The organism is Ruegeria sp. B10 (assembly GCF_056539825.1).
In genome coordinates, this window is the sequence record NZ_JBQFVP010000014.1 from 68,226 (window position 1) to 84,603 (window position 16,378).

Annotated in this window: 21 protein-coding genes; 11 read left to right on the plus strand and 10 right to left on the minus strand. The window is 58.2% G+C overall.

Annotated features, from left to right (window positions below; translation table 11 throughout):
• Window positions 1-61: 61 nt before the first annotated feature.
• Both rsmD and ACR0J4_RS18575 read right to left on the minus strand, forming a co-directional pair.
• Window positions 62-628 carry a 16S rRNA (guanine(966)-N(2))-methyltransferase RsmD gene (rsmD, locus tag ACR0J4_RS18570; RefSeq protein WP_170555408.1) on the minus strand — a complete coding sequence of 189 codons (567 nt, stop codon included), beginning with the start codon at window positions 626-628 and terminating at the stop codon, window positions 62-64.
• Window positions 625-1,836: an NAD(P)/FAD-dependent oxidoreductase gene (locus tag ACR0J4_RS18575; protein WP_170643678.1), complete on the minus strand. Its 1,212-nt coding sequence runs from the start codon at window positions 1,834-1,836 to the stop codon at window positions 625-627. Before ACR0J4_RS18575 ends, rsmD begins: the two co-directional genes overlap by 4 nt.
• 99 nt (window positions 1,837-1,935) lie before the next feature.
• Here ACR0J4_RS18575 and ACR0J4_RS18580 point away from each other — a divergent pair, with 99 nt between their 5' ends.
• The 4 genes from ACR0J4_RS18580 (at window position 1,936) to ACR0J4_RS18595 (ending at window position 3,450) form a co-directional block, all read left to right on the plus strand.
• Entirely contained in the window at window positions 1,936-2,421 is a 486-nt protein-coding gene (locus ACR0J4_RS18580) for a peroxiredoxin family protein (RefSeq protein ID WP_170555406.1), read from the plus strand.
• A 101-nt stretch (window positions 2,422-2,522) separates the two neighbouring features.
• Window positions 2,523-2,768, plus strand: a complete 246-nt coding sequence (locus ACR0J4_RS18585; RefSeq protein ID WP_170555403.1) for a hypothetical protein — start codon at window positions 2,523-2,525, stop codon at window positions 2,766-2,768.
• Between the two features lie 11 nt (window positions 2,769-2,779).
• Window positions 2,780-3,124 carry an EF-hand domain-containing protein gene (locus ACR0J4_RS18590; protein ID WP_480668773.1) on the plus strand — a complete coding sequence of 115 codons (345 nt, stop codon included), beginning with the start codon at window positions 2,780-2,782 and terminating at the stop codon, window positions 3,122-3,124.
• A 14-nt stretch (window positions 3,125-3,138) separates the two neighbouring features.
• Window positions 3,139-3,450, plus strand: coding sequence for a hypothetical protein (locus tag ACR0J4_RS18595; RefSeq protein WP_170643679.1), 312 nt, complete (start codon window positions 3,139-3,141; stop codon window positions 3,448-3,450).
• On the opposite strand, the gene ACR0J4_RS18600 is transcribed toward ACR0J4_RS18595, so the two are convergent.
• From ACR0J4_RS18600 to ACR0J4_RS18615, 4 genes are read right to left on the minus strand one after another with little or no spacing between them, the layout of a single operon-like run.
• The gene (locus tag ACR0J4_RS18600) at window positions 3,447-3,740 is read right to left on the minus strand and encodes a 4a-hydroxytetrahydrobiopterin dehydratase (protein WP_170555400.1); all 294 of its coding nucleotides are present in this window, start codon (window positions 3,738-3,740) and stop codon (window positions 3,447-3,449) included. The genes ACR0J4_RS18595 and ACR0J4_RS18600 overlap by 4 nt on opposite strands.
• A complete protein-coding gene (locus ACR0J4_RS18605; RefSeq protein WP_170643680.1) occupies window positions 3,737-4,924 on the minus strand; it encodes a GNAT family N-acetyltransferase in 1,188 nt (395 codons plus the stop codon). The genes ACR0J4_RS18600 and ACR0J4_RS18605 overlap by 4 nt, the downstream gene beginning before the upstream one ends.
• A gap of 45 nt (window positions 4,925-4,969) precedes the next feature.
• A complete protein-coding gene (locus tag ACR0J4_RS18610) occupies window positions 4,970-5,737 on the minus strand; it encodes a glycerophosphodiester phosphodiesterase family protein (protein WP_170643681.1) in 768 nt (255 codons plus the stop codon).
• On the minus strand, window positions 5,734-6,189 hold the full coding sequence (locus tag ACR0J4_RS18615) for a RidA family protein (RefSeq protein WP_170459597.1): 456 nt from the start codon (window positions 6,187-6,189) through the stop codon (window positions 5,734-5,736). Before ACR0J4_RS18615 ends, ACR0J4_RS18610 begins: the two co-directional genes overlap by 4 nt.
• 333 nt (window positions 6,190-6,522) lie before the next feature.
• Here ACR0J4_RS18615 and ACR0J4_RS18620 point away from each other — a divergent pair, with 333 nt between their 5' ends.
• Window positions 6,523-7,293, plus strand: a complete 771-nt coding sequence (locus tag ACR0J4_RS18620) for an MlaA family lipoprotein (RefSeq protein ID WP_170473255.1) — start codon at window positions 6,523-6,525, stop codon at window positions 7,291-7,293.
• Complete coding sequence (locus ACR0J4_RS18625; RefSeq protein ID WP_170379430.1) at window positions 7,283-7,891, plus strand: ABC transporter substrate-binding protein; 609 nt, start codon at window positions 7,283-7,285, stop codon at window positions 7,889-7,891. The genes ACR0J4_RS18620 and ACR0J4_RS18625 overlap by 11 nt, the downstream gene beginning before the upstream one ends.
• Before the next feature lie 183 nt (window positions 7,892-8,074).
• On the opposite strand, the gene fliP is transcribed toward ACR0J4_RS18625, so the two are convergent.
• Genes fliP through fliF form a run of 4 tightly spaced genes read right to left on the minus strand, consistent with a single transcriptional unit; the run spans window position 8,075 to window position 11,265 of the window.
• On the minus strand, window positions 8,075-8,806 hold the full coding sequence (gene fliP / locus ACR0J4_RS18630) for a flagellar type III secretion system pore protein FliP (protein WP_170643682.1): 732 nt from the start codon (window positions 8,804-8,806) through the stop codon (window positions 8,075-8,077).
• Window positions 8,806-9,084: a FliM/FliN family flagellar motor C-terminal domain-containing protein gene (locus ACR0J4_RS18635; RefSeq protein ID WP_170643683.1), complete on the minus strand. Its 279-nt coding sequence runs from the start codon at window positions 9,082-9,084 to the stop codon at window positions 8,806-8,808. Before ACR0J4_RS18635 ends, fliP begins: the two co-directional genes overlap by 1 nt.
• Complete coding sequence (locus ACR0J4_RS18640) at window positions 9,077-9,673, minus strand: ABC transporter ATP-binding protein (protein ID WP_170643684.1); 597 nt, start codon at window positions 9,671-9,673, stop codon at window positions 9,077-9,079. The genes ACR0J4_RS18635 and ACR0J4_RS18640 overlap by 8 nt, the downstream gene beginning before the upstream one ends.
• Window positions 9,673-11,265 (minus strand): flagellar basal-body MS-ring/collar protein FliF, encoded by a 1,593-nt coding sequence (gene fliF / locus ACR0J4_RS18645; RefSeq protein ID WP_170643685.1) that lies wholly within the window; start codon window positions 11,263-11,265, stop codon window positions 9,673-9,675. Before fliF ends, ACR0J4_RS18640 begins: the two co-directional genes overlap by 1 nt.
• A gap of 119 nt (window positions 11,266-11,384) precedes the next feature.
• Between fliF and ACR0J4_RS18650 the strand changes: the two genes are divergently transcribed.
• From ACR0J4_RS18650 to ACR0J4_RS18670, 5 genes are read left to right on the plus strand one after another with little or no spacing between them, the layout of a single operon-like run.
• Window positions 11,385-11,882, plus strand: a complete 498-nt coding sequence (locus ACR0J4_RS18650; RefSeq protein ID WP_170643686.1) for a flagellar basal body-associated FliL family protein — start codon at window positions 11,385-11,387, stop codon at window positions 11,880-11,882.
• A 9-nt stretch (window positions 11,883-11,891) separates the two neighbouring features.
• Window positions 11,892-12,395 carry a DUF6468 domain-containing protein gene (locus ACR0J4_RS18655; RefSeq protein WP_170643687.1) on the plus strand — a complete coding sequence of 168 codons (504 nt, stop codon included), beginning with the start codon at window positions 11,892-11,894 and terminating at the stop codon, window positions 12,393-12,395.
• The gene (locus ACR0J4_RS18660) at window positions 12,392-12,976 is read left to right on the plus strand and encodes a MotE family protein (protein ID WP_170643688.1); all 585 of its coding nucleotides are present in this window, start codon (window positions 12,392-12,394) and stop codon (window positions 12,974-12,976) included. The genes ACR0J4_RS18655 and ACR0J4_RS18660 overlap by 4 nt, the downstream gene beginning before the upstream one ends.
• A gap of 45 nt (window positions 12,977-13,021) precedes the next feature.
• On the plus strand, window positions 13,022-13,891 hold the full coding sequence (motA, locus tag ACR0J4_RS18665) for a flagellar motor stator protein MotA (RefSeq protein WP_170643689.1): 870 nt from the start codon (window positions 13,022-13,024) through the stop codon (window positions 13,889-13,891).
• Window positions 13,888-16,038, plus strand: coding sequence for a hypothetical protein (locus ACR0J4_RS18670; RefSeq protein WP_170643690.1), 2,151 nt, complete (start codon window positions 13,888-13,890; stop codon window positions 16,036-16,038). The genes motA and ACR0J4_RS18670 overlap by 4 nt, the downstream gene beginning before the upstream one ends.
• Window positions 16,039-16,378: the final 340 nt, after the last annotated feature.

Consider the following 16,378-nt stretch of genomic DNA (forward strand, 5'->3'; position numbering starts at 1 on the left):
GAGATGCGTCAAATTGCTGGCCGCCCGCATTCAATTTTAAAACGAATTAGGACGGTCAGGATCAACCCACATGATCAAGTGATTGAAGCATCAGTGAGATATGCGTGTCGCCGTATTTTCGACTGTCCAACAACTGGAATCCATCCGGTGCCTGCATCGGGGCGTTTTCTTCCCACACGATAAACGCCCCCTCAGCGATCCATCCTGCCTCGGACGCCTTGGCCAGCGCTTTTTGGCCCAGAGACTTGCCGTAAGGCGGGTCCAGAAAGATCAGGTCGTAGTGCGCGTTCGGGTTTTCACCCAAACGCGTCGCATCCCGGCGGATCAGATCGGCCCGATCTGCGCTGCGGGTCAGGTCGATATTCTTGCGGATCAGGCCCTGCGCCACACGCCCGTCATCCACAAAGGTGACGTGGTCAGCACCGCGCGACAGCGCCTCGAGCCCCAGCGCGCCAGTGCCTGCGAACAGGTCCAATACACGCAGACCGTCAAAATCGATCTGATGGCTCAGGACGTTGAACAGGCTTTCACGCACTCGGTCGGTGGTGGGACGCAAATGGGCACCCGCATCCCCTTTGCCGACCGAGGCCAAGGCACGACCCCGGAACTCTCCGGCGATGATCCTCACGCTTTGAGCAGCGGTTTCAGATCCGCAGCCGGATCGGCCACCACGGCAGGATCAGCGGTTTTGCCCGCGTCGATCAGGCGCTTGCCAACCATATAGGCGCGCGGGTCGTTCATCGCGTCGACTGCAATCAGCTGGTCACCCTTGTAGTACCAGAACGACACGGTCTGACCTTCGCCCTGACGGGTGACAACCCGATCATAACCCGTATTCAGACCTGCGATCTGCAGTTTCACGTCATACTGATCCGACCAGAACCACGGCGTTGCTGTATAGTCCTTGGCTGCCCCTAGCATGTTCTGAGCCACGATCTCGGCCTGATCAATGGCGTTGGGCACGCTTTCCAGACGAATGCGCCCCTCACCATGCGGGAAGGAGGCGCAATCCCCCGCAGCCCAGATCGACGGAACAGAGGTGCGGCCATGGGCGTCGGTTTTGATGCCGTTGTCCAGTTCAAGCCCAGCCATCTCGGCCAGTTGGCTGGACGGCGCGATGCCAACGCCGACAACCACAAAATCAACCTCGATTTCGGTTCCATCCGTCAGAACCGCGCCGACGACCTTGCCGTTTTCACCGATCAGACGATCAAGGCCCACACCCTCGCGGATGTCCGCGCCGTGACCCGTATGCAGCGTGCGGAAATAGTCGCTGGTTTCCTTGGCGGCGACGCGTTGCAGGATACGCTCGGCCATTTCTACCAGCGTCACCTTGACCCCGCGCTTGGCGCAGACGGCTGCGGCCTCAAGCCCGATATAACCACCGCCCACGATCAGAGCGCGCGCGCCTTCGGTGACCCGAGGCTCCATCTCGTCGATATGAGCCAGATCACGCACTACATGAACGCCCTGAAGATCTCCTCCGATAGAGGCAGGTAGGTAGCGCGGATCCGACCCAGTGGTCAGCGCCAGCTCATCGTATGAGATGACTTCATCCCCCACGGTTACGGTCTTGGCCTTTGGGTCAATCGCAGTGACACGCTGCCCCAGACGCAGGGTGATGTTGTTGTCGGCGTAGAAGCTTTCGGGGCGCAGGAACAGACGCTCCAGCTCCATCTCGCCCAGCAGATAGGCCTTGGACAAGGGTGGGCGCTGGTAGGGCAGATGCGGCTCGGCCCCGATGAGGGTGATATCCCCTTCAAACCCATCCTTGCGCAGTTTCGCAACAAGCGACGATCCGGCCTGCCCGGCGCCGATCACGACAATATGGCTCATGTTCGTTACACCCTGTCGAATTCTCATGGTTACTTTTGTCCGACCACCTATATTGCGGCATAGCCCGACTCTGCAAATCCAAACGACAGGAGCTGATAAATGATTACAACAGGTGAGATGCTGCCCGACGCCACGCTGACCCAAATGGGTGCGGAAGGCCCCGAAGAGGTTCGGATTTCGGACAAAACCGCGGGCCGCAAAGTGGTGATCTTTGCCGTTCCCGGCGCGTTCACACCGACCTGTCATTCGGCCCATGTGCCCAGCTTCATGCGCACCAAGGATCAGTTCGACGCAAAGGGCGTGGATGAGATCATCTGCATCTCCGTCAACGACCCGTTCGTGATGAAAGCCTGGGGCGAAGCGACCGGCGCGACCGAGGCCGGACTGACCCTGCTGGGCGATGCTGCGTCCGAGTTCACAAAGGCCATCGGTATGGATTTCGACGCCCCCCCGGCCGGGCTGCTCGCGCGTTCGCAGCGCTATGCGATGCTGGTCGAAGACGGCAAGGTCACTGCGCTGAACCTGGAAGAAAGCCCCGGCGCTTGCGAGATTTCGGCCGGAGAAGGCTTGCTCGAAGTTATCTGACGCTGTTCGGCACCGGCTAAACCGGGGCCGAACAAACCCAATTTAACTTGATGCAGCGCCCCGTTGTGCCAATATCCAAGGCATATAGCAGGGGAGTTTTTATGAATATCAAAGCCATTTCACTCATTCTAGGCGGCGCAGGCCTTCTTGCAGCTTGCGGCCCGGCCCCGACACCACAGCAACAAGCAGCCCGGCAACATGAAATCGCCTGCCTGAGCGGTACGTTGGGTGGCGCGTTGATCGGGGGTGCAATCGGCAATCAGTTTGGCGGCGGTTCTGGCAAGTCCATTCTGACGGGTGCAGGTGCGGCTGCCGGTGGCATCAGTGGCGCAAGATTCGCATGTTGAGGGGAAAAGTGATGAAACGACTAATCTGTATCGCCACGCTTATGATGGCCAGTGCCGCAGCTGCGGACGGAGTGGCAGAGCTGAATGAAAAAGAGCTGGCAGCCATCGATGCGAATAATGACGGCTTTCTGTCCAAGGACGAGTTCAATGCTTTTTCGGACTACGCCTTTCAAGCGATGGACGAAGACAAGAACGGCACGCTCGGCCTGTCCGAGGCCAAACCCTTCCTGGGCATAAAGCAATTTCAGGACGTTGACCGGAACGGCGACAGCCTTATCTCAAGGGCGGAATACGATGCGCAGATGAACAACGATTTCGACTCTGCGGACAAGGATGGAAACGGCCGGTTGGACTAACCCCGGAGGGTGAGATGAACAGATGGATCTGGATCGGCGCGCTGGCCGTATTGGCGGCTTGTGACGTACCGCAGGCCCCGGTTGTGACCGGTCCCGACGGGCAGGCCCGCATCCAGATCAACACCAGCGGGCTGACCTGCTATGAGAGGCGGTGTCTGGACATCAACCCAGCGGCGCGCAGTGTCCGGTCTATCGGCAACAAAACGACCCGCATTCCGGGCAATATCGACATCAGTAGTGGCACGGTCACGCCGGATGAGTTCCGCCAAATGGCGATCACGGCATCCTTGGCTGGCGGCATCGGGTCCGGACAGGATCGCGACTAGACCAAACTATCCATCTTGCGCGCCAGTTTTGCATCCAGCGAAGACAACCCGCCGACGTCATGGGTGGACAACACAACCTCGACCGTGCGGTAGACGTTGGACCATTCGGGATGGTGGTTCCATTTTTCGGCCCAGATCGCCACTTGAGTCATCCATCCAAAAGCCGCGACGAAATTGTCAAAGATGAAAGTCTTGGTGATTGCATCCCGGCCTTCAACCATCGTCCAGCCATTGTTGAACAGCGGATCAAGAAGGGGGCCACGGGTCTCGGTCGACAAAAGCTCGGTCATTGCTGTTCCTCCGGGTTCGATTTTCTGAACGGACCGTAATCCGTCAGAATCTCAATCTCTTCTCCCACCGCGCGGCCTTCGGCGTCCAGATATTTTTTGACGGCATCGGCGAATCCCGGATCGGCAATCCAATGAAGGCTGTGCGTGCGTGTTGGCAGGTAGCCACGTGCAAGCTTGTGTTCACCTTGCGCTCCGGCTTCGACCCTTTGCATGCCATGCGCGATGGCAAAGTCGATGGCCCTATAATAGCACAGCTCGAAATGCAGGCAGGCATGATGTTCGACACAGCCCCAATAACGACCATAGAGCGTCTCACGCCCGATGAAATTCAGCGCCCCCGCGATGGGATACCCATCGCGTTCTGCCAGCACCAAAGCCATATCAGCGGCCATCGTTTCCTGCGCGATATCAAAGAACTGGCGCGTCAGGTAAGGTGAGCCCCACTTGCGCGCGCCGGTGTCCTGGTAGAACCGCCAGAAGGCATCCCAATGCTCGGGCCGCAGGTCATCACCGGACAAGGTACGGATCTCACCACCGAATGCGTTGGCCTGAGCACGCTCCTTGCGGATGTTCTTACGCTTGCGCGAGGACAGCGCCGCCAGAAAGCCGTCGAAATCCGCGTAATCGTCATTCAGCCAATGAAACTGCTGCGAACTGCGCAGCATCAGGCCCATCTGCTCACCCGCCAACGCCTCGTCCTCGGTGCAGAAGGTCGCGTGAAGCGACGAGACCTGATTGTCTGCCGCCAGTTGAACGGCGCCCTGCACCAGCGCGGACATCCCAATCCCTTCATATCCCGGACGCACCAGAAAGCGCCGCCCGGTGGCGGGCGTGAAAGGGGCCGCAATCTGTAGTTTGGGATAGTACCGCCCGCCCGCGTTTTCGTACGCATGGGCCCAGCTGTGGTCGAAGATATATTCTCCCTGACTGTGCGACTTAGCATACATCGGGGCCGCCGCGATCAGCATCCCATCCAGATAGGCCGTCAGGTATTGCGGCTGCCAGCCGGTGCCCCGCCCAACCGAGCCGCTGTTTTCCAAGGCCAGCAAAAACCGGTGCGTGGTAAAGGGATCCAGCGGACGCCCGCCATCCGCCGCCTCAGGGCAGGCGCAGGCATCCCACTCGGCCGCAGAGATTTGCGAGAGTGATCCAAGTACCTGAATTTCGATCTGCGCCTGATCCATGTGCCCTCCGCGTCTGGTCTTTATCTGTGACGAGGTGCGACGGGTTCAACCCGGATGCTTGGCCAGATACCCCTCAAAGGTCACATTGTCGGCAACGGCGCGGGCCTCTGCCTCTTGTTCAGGCGACTTTACCGTCCAACACAGGATCGGCACACCGCGCGCTTTCAACTCGGCAACGCGCGGACGGTCCAGATCATGAACCTCATGGCTGATGAAACTGGCCCCAACCCGGTCGAAATCGGGAATGTCGCGCAGGTGATCACACACCGATTGCGGCAGCAGTTCGACCTTCGGCTTGTAGGAACAAGTCACGATCCCGCGGGGCAGATGCGGGGCCAACCGGGCCAGCTCTGCCACGCTGTTGGGGTTGAACGACATCAACGCCACCGGACCGTCGTAGTTCTCTAGCGCCCGCGCAGCGTCCGCCTCAAGCGGGCCGACATTGGTGCCCATGGCGCCATCCTGATCCTTGAGTTCGATCAACAACGGGACTTTGCCTGCGACCATCTCAAGCACATCGTCGAGGGTGGGAATGCCATCCTCGGCATGCAGCAGCTGCGTGGCCTGCGCCCGCGCGGCCGAGACCTGCTGGATCGGTCCAGACTGCCCGGTCAGACGCGCCATGTCGTAGTCATGAAACACCATCGCACGGTTGTCCGAGGTCCGCTGCAGGTCAATCTCGATCCCGTAACCGGCATCGATCGCGGCACGAATGGCCGCCCGGCTGTTTTCCGGGCGGTTATCTGTTTTGTCATGCAGCGCCCGGTGCGAGATCGGGGCCTCAAGGAACGCGGGCGGCAGAGCAGGTGTCATTGGACTTCGAAAATACCTTCGATTTCGACAGCAACACCCAGCGGCAGCGATGCTGCGCTGACAGCCGAGCGGGAATGACGACCCGCCTCGCCCAGCGCTTCAACCAGGAAATCGGACGCGCCATTGATCACCTGCGGCTGTGCGGTGAAATCAGCGGTCGAGTTCACAAAACCGGTCAGTTTGATCACCCGTACCAGCTTCTCGATATCCCCATCGCAGGCCGCTTTGACCTGAGCCAGCAGGTTGATCGCACAGACCTTTGCCGCCGCTGCACCAGCGTCGACATCCATGTCATCGCCCAGTTTGCCGGTGATCAGGTCGTCCGCTTTGGAAATCTGACCCGAGACATAGACGATATTGCCCACGCGCACGAAAGGCACATAGTTTGCGGCCGGGGCCGGTGCGTCTGGCAGCGATACGCCTAGGCTTTGCAGTTTTTCCGAGATGCTCATGTGATTGTCCTCACCCAAAATCGACTCGGGCGGACGCTAACCGGGATGATGCGGCTGGGAAAGCCGGAATCCGATTTTTCTGGCCGTCGCGCTCAGTGGGCATATCCTGTCCTATTTCGAACTGTTGAAGTCGTGTCACTTTACCTTCGTTGATTTACCGGGTTTAACGCTATGTGTTTCATTCAAGCTCTGAAACCTCTATGTGACAACAACTTGTGTCGGTTGGACACGCTGGTATTGATTGATCGCCCAAGCGTCGTGCCGGGCCGTATTGGAGTAGCTAAGACCGTGTTGAGCAAATTTGGCTTCAAACATCTTGTTGTTCTGTCACTTATGGCTGTGTTGTCGGCCTGTGCGACGCAACCCCCGGAACAGGCTGCCCGGGGTGAGATTTTCGACCCCTATGAGAACGCCAACAGGGGAATTCACAAGTTCAACCTTGGCGTCGACAGGTTTCTGTTTCGCCCCGCCTCAAAAGGCTATGTGAAGATCGTCCCTGATCCGATGGTGACCAGCTTCAGTACCTTTGCGGAAAACATCTCTCTGCCCGGGCAGGCGGTGGATTACCTACTTCAGGGAAACCCCAAGCAAATGGGCAACGCCTTGTTGCGGTTCGTGATCAACATGACCGTCGGTGGCTTTGGCCTGTCGGCCCCGGCGGATGAGTTGAACCTGCCGCCCGTCGATACGGATTTCGGCGAAACCTTGCACGTCTGGGGTGTTGGTGAAGGCGCCTATGTTGAACTGCCGTTCTATGGCCCATCGACCACTCGTGACGCTGTAGGTGTCGTTATCAACCTGTTCTCGAACCCGATCAACTTCACTCCGGTACGCCCTGCAGACAATCTGGGGGTTTATGCCGAGGTCGTACGTCGGATGGGGGATCGGGGTCGTTTTTCTGATACAGTGGATTCGATTCTCTACGAAAGTGCCGACAGCTATGCGCAGGCCCGACTGATCTACCTGCAAAACCGCCGCTTCGAATTGGCACGCGACGACGAGGACGCCTTCTTGGATCTCTACAACGATCCATATGCCGACGCCGGAACCGACCCTGTTAGTGATCCCCTTCTCGACCCCTACGAGGACCCTTATGCTGAGTAACGCTTTAAACCGAAGACATTTCCTGAAAACCTCTGTGGCCGGAGCAGCTATTGTTGCCCTGCCCTTGCCCGCTCTGGCCCTGACCGAGGCGGGTGCCAAACAGCTGGTCAACAGTGTTGTCGCGGATATCAACCGCGTGATCGCCTCGGGCAAGTCGGAAAAAGCCATGCTGCGCGATTTCGAAAAGATTTTCGTGCAATACGCTGACGTTCCGATTATGGCTCGGTATGCGCTTGGGGCGGACGCCCGTTCTGCCTCTCCGGCGCAGTTGAGACAATTCACCAAGGCGTTCCAAGGCTATATCTCGCGCAAATACGGACGCCGGTTCCGCGAATTCATTGGCGGCCAGGTGGATGTGCGAAATGCGCGTAGAATCAAAGCCGGTTATGAAGTGCGCACCTCGGTCAAGCTGCGGGGATCGTCGCCCTTTGACGTAACCTTCCTGGTTTCTGACAAATCCGGTCGCGACAAGTTCTACAACATGTTCATTGAGGGCGTGAACTTGCTGCTGACCGAGCGAACCGAAATCGGGGCGATGCTGGATGCGCGTAAAGGCAACTTGAACCAACTGATCAAAGACCTCAACAGAACCGGGTAGCACCGCCTTTTTGTGTGCTTAAACGCCTCCGCGCTCTGTACGTCGGAGGCGTCTTCGTTTCTATACCCACAAGAAAGTCATTTTACCTTGTGACCTAACACGCGCCGAAGTTGATGCGCCGCTTTCCAAAGCTCTCACTAAAACTAAGCTTGTACCCCGCTCCACGCCCAGCCCGCGGACCCTCTAGGGCATGTAACTTCGGACCAACGCGCTGGCGATCAAAGCCCATCCATCTGCGATCACGAAAAACGCCAGCTTGAACGGCAGCGAGACGATTGCAGGCGGCACCATCATCATGCCCATCGACATCAAAACGGCAGCCACAACTAGGTCAATGATCAGAAAAGGCAGGAAAATCAGGAACCCGATCTGAAACGCCCGAGCGATTTCAGACAACATGAAGGATGGCATCAGAACTGAAAGTGGAGCATCCGGAGACAGGACCATCCCCTCGCCTCCGGGGCGCAGAGCGGCCATGGATTGAAACGTCTCAATATCCAGTCGCGCGGCCATGAACTCTCGGAACGGGTTCAGGGCGCGTTCCAGAGCCGTTTCAACCTCAAGCGTTTCATGGATCAAAGGCTCAATACCAATAGTCCAGGCTTCGGTGAAAACCGGCTCCATAATGAAATAGGTCAGGAACAGCGCAAGGCTGACGATCAGCATGTTTGGCGGAGATTGTTGCAACCCGATGCCCTGTCGCAGGATCGCGAGAACCGTGATCAGAAACGGAAAACAGGTGATCATGATCGCCAGCCCGGGCGCAAGGCTGAGAACGGTGATCAGCAAAATCAACTGGATCGTCCGGGCCGAGATGGACCCACCTTCCCCAAGCGACAGGGTCACGTCTTGAGCCACAGCCAGCGAGGGCAGCGTAGCCACCACCGCCACAATCAGCCAGAGCCACAGGCGCATCAGCCGATCCCGTTCTGCAAATCCGCGATTTCGGTCAGACGTACGGCCAGTTGACCGGCCTGATCGCCCTCCACCTCTTCCAGAATGCCACGGGCAACCAGTTGATCCCCGACATAGAGGTCCACGGGGTCGTCGATCCGTTTGTCCAGCGTCAGCACCGCATTTTCGCCCATGTTCAGCAGGTCCCGGATCAACGGGCGGGCGCGGCCGACAGAAACTGTGACTTCGATCGGGACAGCATCAAAAGGGTTGGTTTTCTGGGATTGGGTATCAGTCATGGGTCAAAGCCTCTTTCGCCTCAAACATGTAGGAGTCAAATGCCTGCTTCACCGAGGACAGCAGATCCACGCAATCCACCTCGCGTCGCGAGATACCGACCTGCAGCCGCGCTTGTCCGGGTTGCAGCGAGGAATCCTCGATCACGCGCGGGGGCTGTGGCATATCCGATGACAGCAAATCTTCGACCTCGGCTGCGTGCCCTTCTGGCACAAGTATCTGGATGGGTTGGTCGATCTGGGTTCGTGCCATGTCTTGCAGCTGTTCCGACAGGCGGTGAGCAAAGCCCCGGTCGATACAATCCGGCAGCACCAAGTTCACCAGGCTTTGGAACATCGGCTCCAGCGACAGGGTCATACGTGTCAGCGCTTCGTGATAGGTAAAGGACATGTCTTCCAACGCCTTGGCCAGATCCGCCGAGACCTGTCCCCGGTTCTGCTCCTGCGCTTGAACGGCGTCTTCCCATCCGGCCCCGTAACCTTGCTCGAAGGCGGCCAGGCGCTGTTCCTCCAGCGCGTCTTCGTCCAGAAGATGCAGCTTGCCGCCTTCGACCTGCGCGGTGAAATCCTCAAGAAGGTGAGCAATAGACATCAGACCCGCTCCTCGCCTTCTTCAAGCCAACTGCGCAGAATCTCGACCGTTTCTTCCTGCTTGTCGCCAATCATCGCCCGCAACCGATCCACAGGATCTGCATTGCTGTCCGACCCAAGCGCCGGCACGCCGGCCGATTGCGCCTGCCCTGGCAGAGCCGTGAACTCGGTCGACTCATCTGGCGCGATCTCACCGACCAGAACCTGAGTATCCTGAGCTTCACCACCACCCGCAGGCAACAACGCGGGGGCTGTCGCTGGTTTCATCAGGATGGGGCGAATGACGAACAAGGCCAGAACCAACGAAACCGCGGCAAGCACAGCCATCTGGATCAGAGACATCGCATCCAGATGAATATTCTGCCACAGGGAGGATGAAACCAGCGTTCCCTGCGGCTCTACCACCGGCAGATCAAGCGATTTCAACGTGATCACATCGCCCCGAGCTGCATCGAAGCCAACGGCTGAGGCCACCAGCTCCTCAAGCGCGTCAAGCTCGGTCTGAGGCAGGGGCTCAAAGCTTTCCGTCCCGTTTTCATCTACCGATCGGAGGCCATTGACCAACACCGCGACTGTCAGGCGCTTGATGGCTCCGGGTGCGTTGTGAACCTCAAGCTCCGTTTCTGAGACCTCATAGTTCACGCGCTCGCGGGTTTGCGTCGCGTTCGAGTTCGATTCGTCCCCGCCCGCTCCGTCCCCATCAGGCAAGTTGGAGGCGACCGTCACATCGCCGGACTGATTGCGCGCACTGTCCGAGCGTTCCTCGACATCCGTGCTGATCGCGACCCGGCCTTTGGGGTCGAAGCGGCGTTCGCGGATGGATTCGGTCTTGGTTACCGTGTCGACACTGACCTCAACCACAGCGTTTCCGGTGCCCACGCGCGCCTCGACAAGGCGCAGCACGCGTTCACGCAACTGACGGGATTTGTCATCCACCGTGTCAGCTGCAACCGCCGTGTCCTGTCCGCCAATCACGGCGCCGCTTGAATCCACAACCGTCACGTTTTCCGGCGCGAGCCCGCTGACCGCCGAGGCGACCAGAAAGCGAATCGCCTTGGCCTGATCGCCTGTTATCTGCGCGCCCGATGGAACCAGATACACCGAGGCCGTGGGCGCAACGCTACGCTGAAACGGGTTGGCCGAGCCATTTGCGATATGCACCCGCGCCTGACTGACATGAGGACCACCGACGATGGTGCGCGCCAGCTCACCTTCTTTTGCGCGCCAATAGGCGGCATCGAACATCTGCGACGTGGTGCCAAATCCGCTGAGCGAATCGAGCAGCTCGTAGCCACGATTGCCATTGGCAGGCAGGCCTTCGCTGGCCAGGGTCATTCGCAGCTCATCCCGCTGCGAACCGGGCACGTAAATCGAGCCGCCCCTGATCTCATACGTGACGCCGCGCTGATCGAGCTCACGCACAATATCGCCCGCGGCCCCGCTTTCCAGCCCTGCATAGAGAAGGGTCATGGACGGCGTCGTCACAAGACGGGACATCCCGAGAACACCCAGAAACACCAGCGCAACCGCGCCGACGACTATGATTTGCTTTCGTCTGTCCAAACTTGCCCAGACAGTTCCGATCTGCTGCACGCTCACCTCCGACTCGCCGACATTCTGCCCGGCGCATCCCTTATTTGAACGATTGCCCTTAACAATCGGTTAGTCCCTGCCGGGTTATGACAGCTTCAGATCGAATGAATGAGGACGTCATGACTGACGCTACAGCAGAAGAGGCAGAAGCCCCTAAGAAATCAGGGAAAATGGGTCTGATCGTCGGGGTGATTCTGGCGCTCGTCGGGGCGGGCGGCGGCTACTACGCGACCATGTCCGGGCTGTTGCCATTTGGGGCAAAACCCGAAATGGCAGAATCGCTGGACGCAGAAAAAGACAAACCGGCCAAGGCTCTGCCGGATGTGGGATTCGTCGATCTTCCGCCCGTGATCCTGTCGGTGAATGCCGGTGAGTCGCGGCATCTGAAATTCCACGCGCAGCTCGAAGTTAACTCGGCCTACATAAGTGATGTGGAAAAAATGCAGCCGCGAATCATGGATGTGCTGAACGGATATCTTCGCGCGCTGGAGGTTTCGGATCTTGAGGACTCCTTAGCGCTGGTGCGTATCCGAGGGCATCTGCTGCGGCGCTTTGAAATCGTCGTCGGAGAGGGTCGTGTGCGCGACGTTCTGGTGATGGAATTTGTTCTGAATTAGGAGGCGAAATTGGAGCTTATTGCAGATATTTTGCTGGTCGCGGGCGCGCTGGGCGCCGGTCTGTATTGCTTTGTCCTGTCCCGCCGCCTGAAACGGTTCACAGATCTGGAACAAGGCGTCGGTGGGGCCGTCGCGGTGCTGTCCACCCAGGCGGAAGAGTTGAAAAAGTCGCTGGACAGCGCGCGGGCTGCCTCGGACCAGTCCGGGGATGAGCTGAAAGAGCTGACGGAACGCGCGCAATCGGTTGCGCAGCGGCTCGAGCTGATGATGGCCTCAATGCATGACGTTATCCCCGAAGAAAAGGCCACGCCTGAACCGCCGGCGCCTGACGTATCGTCAGAGCCGGATGAAGAGGCTGAGGGTGCAGCCGAACCAGAGGAGGCATCTGACACTCAGGATTCGGATGCAGACGACACGTCCGCCGAGGAGAATGGGTCCGACCAACCAGCCAAAGCACCGGAAGGTTTGATGTTCTTCCGGCACAAACGGCAGGGTGTGGAGGCTGCGGAATGAAACGCTCTGGCACGCAAAAAGGCAGGGCGCGACCCCGCGGCGGCGTGTTGGCGGTGATTGCTCTGCTGATGATCGGGTCCGCCGCGATTCGCCTTGGGCTGGAAGCCGGGCCCGCATTGGCCAAAACCGTCGAGCCGACAAAGGCCGAAGAGCCGCCGATGTCAAAACCCTCGCCGGATCTACAGGTTCTATTGACCGAACTTCTGCGCCGCGAAAAACGTCTGAAGCAGCGGGAAGAAGCCCTGGAAGAGAAGGAAAAGGTGCTTGAGATCGCCCACGAGGCCATCGAAACGCGCTTGGCCACACTGCAACAGGCCGAGGGAGACCTGCGGGAAACGCTGGCACTGGCGAACAAGGCCGCTGAAACGGATCTGACCCGGCTGACGGACGTCTACCAAAACATGAAACCCAAAGATGCCGCCGCCCTGTTCGAGACGATGGATCCCAGCTTTGCGGCCGGTTTCCTGTCACGCATGCCCGCCGATGCAGCAGCGGGTGTACTGGCCGGCCTCAGCCCCGAAGCCGCCTATACGATCAGTGTCGTCATGGCGGGTCGAAATGCCAATGCGCCACAGGAATAACCGCATGCTTACCAAGGCTATTTGGATACTTGTCGGAGATCGCAAATGATTGGAATTGTTGGAATTGTTGTCATCTTTGTGATGGTGTTCGGCGGCTATCTGGCTGCGGGCGGCAAGATGACGATTATCATGAAATCCCTGCCGTTTGAGATGATGATGATCGGCGGCGCCGCTGTTGGTGCCTTTTTGATCAGCAACGATGTGGGTGGGATCAAACATACGATCAAAGACATGGGCAAGGTCTTCAAGGGGGCAAAATGGAAACCCGAAGACTACCGTGACCTTCTGTGCCTTCTATTCTCTTTGATCCGCATCGCACGCGCAAACCCGGTCGAGGTTGAACAGCACATTGAAGCTCCCGAAAACTCGAGCCTGTTTTCCGCCTACCCGAAAATCCAGTCCGACAAGGAAGCCGTGGATCTGATCTGTGACACGATGCGATCGGCTGCGCTGAACTATGATGACCCCCATCAGGTCGAAGAAGTTCTGGAAAAGCGGATGGAGGCCAATTTTCATCACGCCATGCATTCCAGCCACGCGCTGCAAACCGTCGCCGACGGCTTGCCCGCCCTTGGGATTGTCGCCGCCGTTCTGGGTGTGATCAAAACGATGGGGTCAATCGACCAGCCGCCCGAGGTTCTGGGCAAGCTGATCGGGGGCGCTCTGGTCGGGACATTTCTGGGGGTGTTTCTGGCCTATGGTCTGGTGGGGCCATTTGCGGGCAAACTGAAAACCGTCGTGGAAGAAGACAATCACTTCTACCAGCTGATCAAAGAGGTTTTGGTCGCCAACCTGCACAACCATAATGCCGCCATGTGTATCGAGGTCGGCCGCCAGAACACACCAACCCACAACCGGCCCGGCTTCTCAGAACTTGAGGACGCCCTCAAGGAACTCAAACAGGCGGCGGCATGAAAGGCCTGGCTCTCTTCACGTCGATCCTCATCACAGTGGCAACCTCGGCCACTGCTGAAACGTTGGTTGTCCGATCAGGAGAACATGACAGCCACACCCGCCTCGTCGTAAAGGTTCCGCCGGGCACCGAGTGGGTACTTGCACGCCGGAAAAACGGGGCGCGGCTGACCGTTTCAATCGACGACGTCCTGTTTCAAACAGAAGGCGTGTTCGGGCGACTGACATCAAATCGCTTGTCAGCCCTGTCTCAATCGGAACCAGGTGCCGCACTTGATTTGGAGTTTGGCTGCGACTGCGTGGCCATGGCCTTTCTGTTTCAACAATCAATGATTGTCGTGGATATTTCGCAAGGCACTTTGCCTCCGCCTTTGACTGCCAACATCCCTTTGCCACCGTCTCTGCCGCCGTTGGGAGTAGAAGATCCGCCTGAACCCTTAGCTTTGCCGCTTTTGACGCTGAACCAACAGGGCTTCAAAGATCAACTCTCAGCCAGCCTACTGCAAGGTGCCGACCGAGAGGTCCTTGACCTGGACCTGGCCGCCATCGGCCCCCGCACGTCAACACCTCCGAACGACACGGACATGCTGCCGAATTTTGCAGCGAATATGAGTGTCTCAACGATTGTGGACGAACTGGAAGGTCTTCTTGGCCCCGATGTCCCTCAAATTGAAAAACGTCCCGCCTGCATCAGCAGCGCTCGGCTAGGGTTCGACACATGGTCGGACGCGCGCCCGTTCGACGAACAGATCGCCGATCTGCGTTCTGGGTTGTATCAGGAGTTCGACCGCGTCGACGCCGATCTGGCGTTCAAGCTGTCGAAACTCTACGCTTTTTTCGGGTTCGGAGCGGAAGCTGTCTCCTCGCTTGCTCTGGTTGAAGGGCATTCCGAAGAGCAAAGCTGGGTGCAAGCCATAGCCGGGCTTGTGGATCACCGTGAGCCCGCAGAAGATAGCCCGTTTCGAGGTCTTCAGCGCTGTAGTAGCCATGCGGCTTTCTGGTCAGCACTAAGCGAGCAAACGCTGAGCCTTGATGCTGATCTGGACGCGATAGAGCAGTCTTTCTCCAGCCTTCCCCGACATTTGCGCCGCAGTTTGGGCCCAAGACTGTCATCGATTTTGGTTGAAGCTGATAAGCTGGAAGCGGCGCGGCGGGTGATGCGTTCCGTTGATCGCGTTGAAACGGAGCAACAGCCCAGTGTGGCCAAGGCTCGGATCGCTCAGGCCGAAGGCGACTCTGACGTGGCCGATGCCATCTTGGAAGACGTCATTTCTGCGCCAGAAACAGCAACAGATGCCCCTCTGGCCTTGGCGCGATTGGTCGAGAAGCGCTGGGCAGAGCGAGGGGCCGTATCCTCTCAGGACGTTGCCCTTGCCGCAGCCTACGCGTTGGAGTTTCGTGGATCTGAAACCGGACCAATGATGCAGCACGCACATATCGTTGCGCTGAGTTTGAACAATGAATTCGATGCGGCCCACGACCTGATCCAAGCCCTGCCCGAGGGTGATGATCGCGCGGATGTTCTAAACCGTCACACACATCTGCTGGAAGAAAGGTCAAACGATGTAACCTTTCTGAAACAGGTGCTGTCCATGTCTGATGGCGACTCGATGGCTTTGACCACACAAGCCGCTATTGCGATTTCTGGCCGCTTGGGCGCTTTGGGGTTTGCGGCTCAAAGTTCTGCCTTTGCCAATCGCACGCATGACACGACGGACCGATCCCAACGTGCACGTTTGCGCGCGCGCGCGGCACTGTTGGACGAAAAACCGCACAAAGCGATGCTGGAACTGTCCGATGATGCCTCAGCAGCCGCAGATACCCTGCGCGCTCAGGCACTGGCGGCGATCGGTGATCTGAGCGCGACGGCAGACTTGTACCGAGACCTCGGCGAAACCGAGGTTGCGAACCGGTATTTCTGGTTGGCTGGATTGCCCGAAAATATTGAACCTGAAGGGCGATTTGCGAACCTGGCTGAGATCTCGGGCAAGCTTGCCTTAGCGCCTCGTCGTCGTCTTGAGACGCCTCTCGCCGATGCCAACAGCCTACTGGCCGACAGCGAGGAAGTCCGAGCGCACATTGCAGACCTGTTCGGTTTACTCTCCGATCCAGAACGCGCGCCCGATGAGGGGGCGGATCCCAACCAATGACGCCAAAGGTCTAGCGCAGATTCCGAAAAATTTGTTTCACTCTAATAGCTTAGTTCCCCTTAGTGCGACGCTGGATAAATACCTTGATGAAAATTCTGACAGGACTTCGCGCGTTCCTTCGACCGTTTGCCACAAAGAAACATGACCAACTTTACACCGCCGACCAAGGAAGTTGGCGACTTGCTGAGAGGTTCCGATAACAAGATTTTCCCAAAAGCGCCTCGGCACAAGACATTTTGCTTTCCGAGCCTGTGCATGGTTCACGACTTGGAAAATGAGGTAAAGGCCGATGTTTAAACTTGTTTATCTCTAGGCCGTTGCTCTCGCCGTGACCGACATC